This window comes from Peribacillus sp. P4_C12, from assembly GCF_056402095.1.
This window is the reverse complement of the sequence record NZ_JBFUIB010000125.1, coordinates 1-9042: the sequence shown is the minus strand read 5'-3', so window position 1 is coordinate 9042 and position 9042 is coordinate 1. Positions and strand designations below refer to the sequence as shown.

The 9042-nt window shown below is 37.4% G+C and carries 7 protein-coding genes and 2 pseudogenes; all 9 read left to right on the top strand.

Going from position 1 to position 9042, the window contains the following annotated elements:
* Positions 1 to 284: pseudogene (locus AC1DUW_RS15515) on the top strand (glucose-6-phosphate dehydrogenase); the annotation flags it as partial.
* 205 nt (positions 285 to 489) lie between these two features.
* Positions 490 to 1827: a glucose-6-phosphate isomerase gene (locus AC1DUW_RS15510; RefSeq protein ID WP_379151234.1), complete on the top strand. Its 1338-nt coding sequence runs from the start codon at positions 490 to 492 to the stop codon at positions 1825 to 1827.
* A gap of 109 nt (positions 1828 to 1936) precedes the next feature.
* Positions 1937 to 3352 (top strand): NADP-dependent phosphogluconate dehydrogenase, encoded by a 1416-nt coding sequence (gndA, locus tag AC1DUW_RS15505; RefSeq protein ID WP_477642905.1) that lies wholly within the window; start codon positions 1937 to 1939, stop codon positions 3350 to 3352.
* Between the two features lie 387 nt (positions 3353 to 3739).
* Positions 3740 to 4153: a cupin domain-containing protein gene (locus tag AC1DUW_RS15500; RefSeq protein ID WP_477642904.1), complete on the top strand. Its 414-nt coding sequence runs from the start codon at positions 3740 to 3742 to the stop codon at positions 4151 to 4153.
* Positions 4154 to 4383: 230 nt separating this feature from the next.
* Positions 4384 to 5382: a heme-dependent oxidative N-demethylase family protein gene (locus tag AC1DUW_RS15495; protein WP_477642903.1), complete on the top strand. Its 999-nt coding sequence runs from the start codon at positions 4384 to 4386 to the stop codon at positions 5380 to 5382.
* 18 nt (positions 5383 to 5400) lie between these two features.
* Positions 5401 to 6201: a dimethylamine monooxygenase subunit DmmA family protein gene (locus AC1DUW_RS15490; protein WP_477642902.1), complete on the top strand. Its 801-nt coding sequence runs from the start codon at positions 5401 to 5403 to the stop codon at positions 6199 to 6201.
* Positions 6202 to 6225: 24 nt separating this feature from the next.
* Positions 6226 to 7182, top strand: a complete 957-nt coding sequence (locus AC1DUW_RS15485) for a PDR/VanB family oxidoreductase (protein WP_477642901.1) — start codon at positions 6226 to 6228, stop codon at positions 7180 to 7182.
* A gap of 138 nt (positions 7183 to 7320) precedes the next feature.
* Entirely contained in the window at positions 7321 to 8061 is a 741-nt protein-coding gene (locus AC1DUW_RS15480; RefSeq protein WP_477642900.1) for a hypothetical protein, read from the top strand.
* 733 nt (positions 8062 to 8794) lie between these two features.
* Positions 8795 to 9042: pseudogene (locus AC1DUW_RS15475) on the top strand (hypothetical protein); the annotation flags it as partial.

Below are 9042 nucleotides of genomic sequence, written 5' to 3'. Positions count from 1 at the left end.
GAAAAAACCCATTAAACGGTAAAATAGAGCCCGTTACGGTGACGTTTTCAGCAAATGCAAAAGAAGTACCGGAAGCCTATGAGCTCTTACTGTTCGATGCTTTGCGTGGCGATCCAACTTTCTTTGCCCACTGGAATGAAGTTGAATTATCTTGGAAGTGGGTTCAACCTATTTTGGAGGTATTTGAAGAAAATGCCCTTATCCTACATCCTTATCGTTCAGGTTCGATGGGGCCAGATGCTTCTCATCAATTATTGGAAGAGGACGGATTTAAGTGGTTATAGGTTTTGATGCATGTTTGGAAATTGAATCCTTCTATTGAGAACATAATTTCATGCATTCCTATAGGCTGCCAATTTAGAAAAACTAAAAGAAGTAAAAAGGGTTCAAAACCAAAATGAAAAAATAAGTAAACTAATAGCGTTAAAATGAATCACCGTGAAAGGCCTTTATTTTAAGTAGATTTTCAAATGGGAAGGGGAAGTATTTTTGGCTATTTCTTTTGATTATTCCAATGCTTTATCATGTATGAAAAAAAAGGAAGTAGATCATCTAAGTGAATTTGTAAAGGCAGCTCATAATCGGCTTCATGAAAAAAAAGGCCTTGGATCCGATTTTCTTGGCTGGGTGGATTTGCAGATTCACTATGATAAAGACGAATTTGAGCGAATCAAACAAGTTGCTGAGAGAATCCGAGATAATTCAGATGCTCTTATTGTCATTGGTGTCGGTGGGTCTTATTTAGGTGCAAGAGCAGCAATTGAAGCATTGACCCACAGTTTTCATAACCAGGTGAACAATACAACACAAGTTTATTTCGCAGGTCATAATATCAGTTCCACTTATATGGCTCATTTATTAGAACTATTAGAGGATAAAGATATTTCTGTTAATGTTATCTCTAAATCGGGAACAACGACGGAACCAGCCATTGCTTTCCGTATTCTTCGTGAATATATGGAGAAAAAGTATGGAAAAGAGGAGGCAAGAAAACGGATTTATGCTACCACTGATCAAGCCAAAGGCGCATTAAAAAAGCTTGCTGACGAAGAAGGATATGAAACCTTTGTGATTCCCGATGACGTAGGAGGAAGATATTCTGTTCTGACATCAGTCGGTCTTTTACCCATTGCTGTAGCTGGACTGAATATTGATCGAATGATGGAAGGTGCAGTAGAGGCCTACCATAAATATAACAATTCAGATCTTTTATCTAATGATTGCTATCAATATGCTGCTGTACGGAATATTCTTTACGGCAAGGGGAATGTTATCGAATTACTTGTTAACTATGAACCCTCTCTCCATTATGTATCTGAATGGTGGAAACAGTTATTTGGTGAAAGTGAAGGGAAAGATCAGAAAGGACTTTTCCCTGCATCAATTGATTATACCACTGGTTTGCATTCCATGGGTCAATATGTACAGGAAGGTCGACGAAATCTGATAGAAACTGTTTTACATGTTAAGAAACCTCGTGTTGAGTTGACGATTCAAGAAGAGCCAGAAAATATCGATGGATTAAATTTCTTGTCCGGAAAGACGATGAATGAAGTGAACATAAAAGCTTTTCAGGGGACAGTATTGGCCCATATAGACGGTGGAGTACCTAACCTGATTGTAGAACTGGATGAAATGAATGAATATAACTTTGGTGAAATGATTTACTTTTTCGAAAAGGCCTGTGCTATTAGCGGATACCTGTTAGGTGTGAATCCGTTTGATCAGCCGGGAGTTGAATCTTACAAGAAGAATATGTTTGCCTTACTTGGAAAGCCAGGCTTTGAAAAAGAGAAGAAAGAACTGGAGCAGCGTTTATCCAAGTAAATAGCTTGAATCAATAAGGTTTATTTTTTATTAACTCGAAATGAGATTTAAAGTTAGACTTCATAGTAGCTAAGCTTGATTTTAAAAAATAAGAAGGGACGAATTGACCATGGCAAAACAACAAATTGGTGTGATCGGTTTAGCCGTAATGGGTAAAAATCTCGCGTTAAATATTGAAAGTCGAGGTTATTCTGTTTCTGTTTACAACCGTTCCTCTGGAAAAACAGAAGAATTTTTAAAGAACGAAGCAGAGGGGAAAAATATTGTTGGTGCGAATAGCATTGAAGAATTTGTTCATTCATTAGAAAAACCACGCAAAATTTTATTAATGGTTAAAGCAGGCGTACCAACAGATGCAACGATTGAGTCGTTAAAGCCATACCTTGAAAAGGGCGACATTCTCATCGATGGCGGAAATACATTTTTCCAAGACACAATTAGACGTAATAAAGAATTAGAAGCCACAGGTGTCCACTTTATTGGTACAGGTGTTTCAGGTGGGGAAGAAGGAGCATTGAAAGGTCCATCTATTATGCCTGGTGGCCAAAAAGAAGCGTATGATCTTGTAGAGCCAATTTTGAAAGCGATTTCGGCAAAAGTAGAAGGAGATTCTTGTTGTACATATATCGGTCCTAATGGTGCCGGCCATTACGTAAAAATGGTCCATAACGGTATCGAGTATGGCGATATGCAGTTAATTTCAGAAGCTTATTTCATTATGAAACAGGTGCTTGGTTTAAGTGCACAAGAACTTCATGAAGTATTTGCAGAATGGAACAAAGGGGAATTAGATAGTTATCTAATTGAGATTACAGCTGACATCTTTACAAAGGTGGATAAAGAAACAGGTAAACCAATTGTTGATTTAATATTAGATACAGCAGGCCAAAAAGGTACAGGTAAATGGACAAGTCAAAGTGCCTTAGATTTAGGAGTATCACTTCCAATCGTCACAGAATCTGTGTTTGCTCGCTTTATTTCTGCCTTGAAAGAAGAGCGAGTTAAGGCAAGTAAGCTTTTAAAAGGACCTGAGGAGCGGGCGTTTGAAGGTAATAAAGAAGAGTTAATTGAATCAGTACGCAAAGCTTTATATATTAGTAAAATTTGTTCGTACGCACAAGGCTTTGCCCAAATGCGTTCTGCGTCTGAAGAGTATGATTGGAATCTTCGCTATGGTGATATTGCCATGATTTTCCGTGGTGGTTGTATCATTCGTGCACAATTCTTGCAAAAAATTAAAGATGCTTATGATCGTGATCCTAACTTACCAAACTTATTAATAGATTCGTACTTTAAAGAAATTGTAGAAAGCTATCAATCTGCATTACGTGAAGTGCTCGCAGTGGCAATTCAGCGAGGTATTGCGGTACCATCATTCTCCAGCGCATTATCTTACTATGATAGTTATCGTACTGAGACGTTGCCAGCAAATCTGATACAAGCACAACGTGATTACTTTGGTGCGCACACATATCAACGTGTAGATAAGGAAGGCATTTTCCATACAGAATGGTTTCAAAAGTAAGTAAATTAATAGTATAGAGGGTTTTGATTGTTGATTGAGCAATAATGGGTTCAAGCGTGAAATGGAATACAGAAGAAATGAATTGTGTATTTAATTTCAGATAAACCGAAATAGAATATTGGGATGAGAGTAACACGATCTTGCTGTGTTAAATGAGTGGGATTTACTCTATGATCTTCCCGAGAAATAAAAAAAAACACATTATCCCAATATTCAGGAAAATCAGATTTTGTTTTTTCGTTATCTGTGTGAATATAGGGACATCCCATAATAATTATCGGAATTTTGTTAATATTCTTAACGGTTCCAGGGGCAATAGGATGAATCTTGTTTGAAAATGTAAGGTTTTGTAGTAGGTACACTAATAAAAATTTAGGAGTGAAGAAGATGAGCGAAAAAACAGTAACAAAAACGGAATACAATTATTTAAGTCAAAAACCAGGTGTACAGTTAATTAAAGCAGGCACTTATTCAAAGATAGAATTAGATGGTGTWTTGGSGCAACCAGCACTTAAAAGYCAAATTATTGACGTACCGGTCACTTCAAATGTAAGCGCTTTGCAAATGGGTTATTTCTCCATGCAGCCTTCAGAAGATTTTGAATTCACGTATACGTTCTTAGAAGTGAAAACTGTRATAAAGGGAAAAATTATTGTTCGTGACGATCAAGGGATAAAGTATGTTGCAGAAGCGGGCGACGTTTTAATTTTCACTCCTGACACAACCGTTATTTTTGATGGTGAGAGCAATGGGGATGCCATTTATACCGGACATCGTTTGCCTGAACCATTATTTATGTAATTAACGATTAAAAAGAACCAACACCCACACCCTATAAAATGAATTTGGTTGAGACTTATATTCTCCTGCAGGATGACACAATGAGTGGGTTACCTAGAATGAAAAGACAAGCTCATAAGTGAAGTCTATAAAACATTCTATAGAGGTGATACGCACTCTATAGAATGTTTTTAGTATTTTTATAAACAAACCAATTCTTCTATATATCCTATTTTTAAGGAGGAAAAAGAATGGCAAAAGTTGATACCATATCTGTACAAAAGGGAAAAATTCCAAATTCACCTTTAATAGATCGTTTCCCATTTCCGTTTAAGGGAGATTTCTATCGTTATTCAAATAATTCCGAGCCCCTTGTTTCGGGAAATGTAACTGATATTACTCCAGAGTATTTCGAGGAAATTGAATTGAAAAAGCAGATTTTAGTCAATAGGAAAAAGTCAGCCTTTCAATCCTTTTCACATTCTTTTGAAGCGCAATGGGAAATTTTAGAGATGATTATGCATGAGATGGTATCCGAGTATCCAAACTATTTTAGTTTAAGTAAAGATGGGGATAATTGGATATTCAGAAATCATTTACTAGGAGAAGAACAATCCTTTACTTTCGGCAATCTTTCAAGTTTACCCTATGAACCGTTAGATTTTATTGGGAGGCATGTTCAAGAGGATCTAATTTATCTTGGGCAAAGGGATGGAGAGCTTTATATGGATGCAGGGTCGTTGTGCTTTCCAGCGAATTGGTCGATTGCCTTTGATCTTGGGATGAAATTCTTAGAAATTCATTCTCCTGTCCCGCACTCCTTTTCTCGTAGTGGTTTAGCTGAGAAGGTTCGCAGCTTCATCTTAAGAATGGAAGCGGGAAATTCTTGGACTCGGTTTAACTGGACGTTAACAATTGAGCCAATCCTCGATACGGCGCCTGAAACATTTGATGAATGGGGACCAAAAAAGGACAACGTTACTGCTGATAATGCGGGACAATTAGTTTATTTAAGAGTAGAAGATCAAAGGTTGTTCCGTCTCCCTCGCAGCAACGGTATTTTATTTGGCATCCACACTCATCTGATTTCACTTGACGAAATGAGTGAAAATCAACAATGGACAAAGCAGTTTTATAATGTGCTAACTGACATACAAGATGATATAGCAGAGTACAAAGGGTTTATTTCTTACAAAGATAAAATACTGAAATATTTAGAAAATAAAATAGAAGAATCTTCTTCAATTTAATAAAAGGGAGGGGGGAAATTGGATACAATAAAATGTCTTATTCAAGAAGAGAGAACATTTGATCAAGGTTTTGTGGCAGAAGTGAAAGTGGTAGAAGGCTCAATCCCTCAAATGATAGGTGTTGCAGGCCAAGTTCAATGCAATGATACTATTTATCAACTCCCAATTCAAATAGTTGAAACGTGTAAGAATGATAGAAAATACCGTCTCTTTTTCAGTACCGAAGCTTATCAAGAACAGAAACGTTTGCAAATAGCGGAACAGCTTCGATATCAAATATTCGAGTTGAAAGTTTCGGATAATTCATTTTTTCAACTTCAACCTAGCGATAGAAAAATGTTACTACTAATTGATGAACCAGCTCTTTTTGAAAGTTTAGCAATTATTGATTTCCTTTCTTTAAAAAAGATAGAGACCGACATTTATATAAAAACAAAACGACAACAAGGGGAAATAATAGATTATCTTCAAAGCAAACTCCACAGCAACATCAATTTTTTATCGTCCTCTGAAAGCCAAGAAGCTTATTCCATCTTAGATGAACAAATAATTGGTACAAAGCTTTTTATTTCTGGACTGTGGCCAATGGTCCATCATATAGAACAAATGGCTAAAGTTGCGGGCTTTACAGATGAGGAAATCCAGTACAAAGGGATTGGGCGAAAAAAAGAAAAAGTATTTTGTGTAAAATGCTACTCGTATAATAGGAAGAAAAACCAAAATGAAATAACTTGTGAGCATTGTAAAACAGTCCTCGATGTTTCTAGTCACTTTTCAAAAAGACTTGATGCATACCTTGGTTATATTCACGTTGTATGAGTTTAGAGGGGAGGAAAGACTGAAATGGCTGCTGGTACAATTGAAGTTGTTGTAAAAGAAGTTACACATGAATCGCCGCAAGTTAAAAGTTTTATTTTAAAGTCAGCAGACGGCTCATTGTTGCCGCGCTCTAGCGGAGGATCTCATATTACAACGTATGTACAAAGCTTTCAAGGGCAAATTGAACGTCATTATTCACTAACTAATGAACCAGACCAAACAGATTACTATAAGATTGCCATTCGTAGAAGCGATGAGTCAAGAGGAGGTTCTATCTACTGGCATGACCATATAAAAGAGGGGGATCAACTTAAGATAAGTTACCCCAAAAATCATTTTTCACTTAGTTTCGGTGCTAAACACCACGTCTTTATTGCTGCTGGCATTGGAATTACTCCTTTTCTTGCAATGGCAGCAGAATTGAAAAAAAAGGGAAAATCATTTGAATTACATTATGCTGCTCCTTCAAAGGAATTGTGCGCTTTTCAGCCATTTCTGTCTTCAATCTATCCAGACGAAACCCACTTTTACTTTTCAAAGACAGGGAGAAGAATGGCAACCGAGTTAATGAAACATCAACCGATCGGGTCACATGTCTATTTTTGCGGACCTGAAGCAATGGTAAAAGAATATACAGAAGCTGCAATATCGTACGGTTATCCTGAAAAAAGTATCCATTTTGAACTTTTCACACCTCCTGATTTTGGTCCGAAGCAACCTTTCCAAGTAAAATTGAATAAAAGCAATCTAATGCTTCATGTTCCTGAAGGGGAGAATCTGTTAGAAATACTGTTGAAACACGATATTCAAGCACCGTATTCTTGTAAAATTGGGGGATGTGGAAGCTGTTCAGTGGACGTGATGGAAGGTGAAGTCGATCACAGAGATATGTTCCTATCTGATAAAGAGAGGAACGAAACAAATGTCATTTTAACATGTGTCTCACGAGGAAAGTCTGGCTGTTTAGTTTTAGATTTATAGGAATGTTACATCTTGATTTCATTCCCTGAGATAACAAGCCAATTTCTCAGTAAACAAAAGGAGTACGACACACCTCGTTTGTTCCCCTAGAGAATGTTTAGACAATTTCTACTAGAAAGGGAAAGGAGCTATTTAAGGATGCACACGATAGAAACCCTGAGCTATGCAGATTTCGATTTTGTGATTGGCGGTCGCAGAGCCACCCTAGAAGATATTTTACCCGGTTTTAATGAGAACGATCGTATTGGGGTCGTGGTACTACAACCTGGTGGAGGCATGGGTGCAAGCGGCCTCCTTATGTCAGCGCTAACACGATTCTACGATTTTCATCGTCCACGTCTGGGAGACGAGCCTGGCAAACTGCGAATCTATCCTGAGTTCTTTGTCTTTCATATAGGAACTCGCCACATGAATCATTCTTGGATGGATGTTTGGCCACCACATAAAGAAGTTGTCGTGGAGGACGACCCTGAGCAAATCCTGGAGGCGATTAATGATCGCGGTATAACACGTTTGCTGGTCGAGGATATTAAGCCCTCGTCGGCGACATTTTTGAGAGAGACTACTAGCAGTGCAAAACACCGTATCGTCAGTGCTCTGGCTTATTCCGCAACTGGACGTGTCGATAAGGCCGACGTTAGAATCACCAGTTGCCCGGTAGCAGAAGGTTACGTCATGGACTCGCTAAATAGATCGGAGGAGCTGTCCGCGGAAGTAAAAGAGCAGTTACGTCAGGGACGCAAGCCTCTTCTCGTCGATGGACGTGTGACAGAAACTTATCGTCGTATCGAGCTATCGGACGCTCTTCTCATGCTCACCCAATCTACTGTACCCGGGCCAACTACACGTAACTACATGGATATTTTAGGAATAAACTAACCAGGTCATTGGTATAGATCATACTATTTGAAGAACAAACTTGAAAATACTGATACTATTTCTCTACACTTGCATCCAATCATCTGTGCTGCAATGATTTTTCCAGGTTAAAGAATATTTATATGAAAAATACACTAGTTATAATTGGAAATCGGTAAGTTATATGACGTTTTTTGACACAAACCGAATGTATGGTAAGGTCAGCCAGATATCTCTGGTTGACCATTTTTTATTTGATTTTATTATTACAGTGATGGAGTAGATCCTAGGCCACTGTGGAGCATAGCCCTATCCTTTCTTAGGAATGGAAACGTCCGTTTATGAAATTTCAAGAAAGTCAATTCCATCTGGATTATTCCAGGGGTTTCCAATTTAGATTTCCCTCGGGTTTATATTGTGAAATACCTTCATGGTCGTATGATCGATAGACAAATCTAAATCTTCTAAAATCTCGCCCGAATTTCAAAAATGAATTTATTAGCATTTATTTGTTGAAAGTATCCTTAAATTATTTTTCCTTTTTAAGTAAAATTTTATATTATCTCAATATTCAGGAAAAACGAATTTTGTTTTTTCGTTATCTGTGTGAATATAAGGACATCCCATAATAATTATCGGAATTTTGTTAATATTCTTAACAATTCCAGGGGCAATAGGATGAATCTTGTTTGGAAATGTAAGGTTTTGTTAAAAAATGCAGTAGGTACACTAAAAAAATTTAGGAGTGAAGAAGATGAGCGGAAAAACAGTAACAAAAACGGAATACAATTATTTAAGTCAAAAACCAGGTGTACAGTTAATTAAAGCAGGCACTTATTCAAAGATAGAATTAGATGGTGTTTTGGCGCAACCAGCACTTAAAAGTCAAATTATTGACGTACCGGTCACTTCAAATGTAAGCGCTTTGCAAATGGGTTATTTCTCCATGCAGCCTTCAGAAGATTTTGAATTCACGTATACGTTCTTAGAAGTGAAAACTGT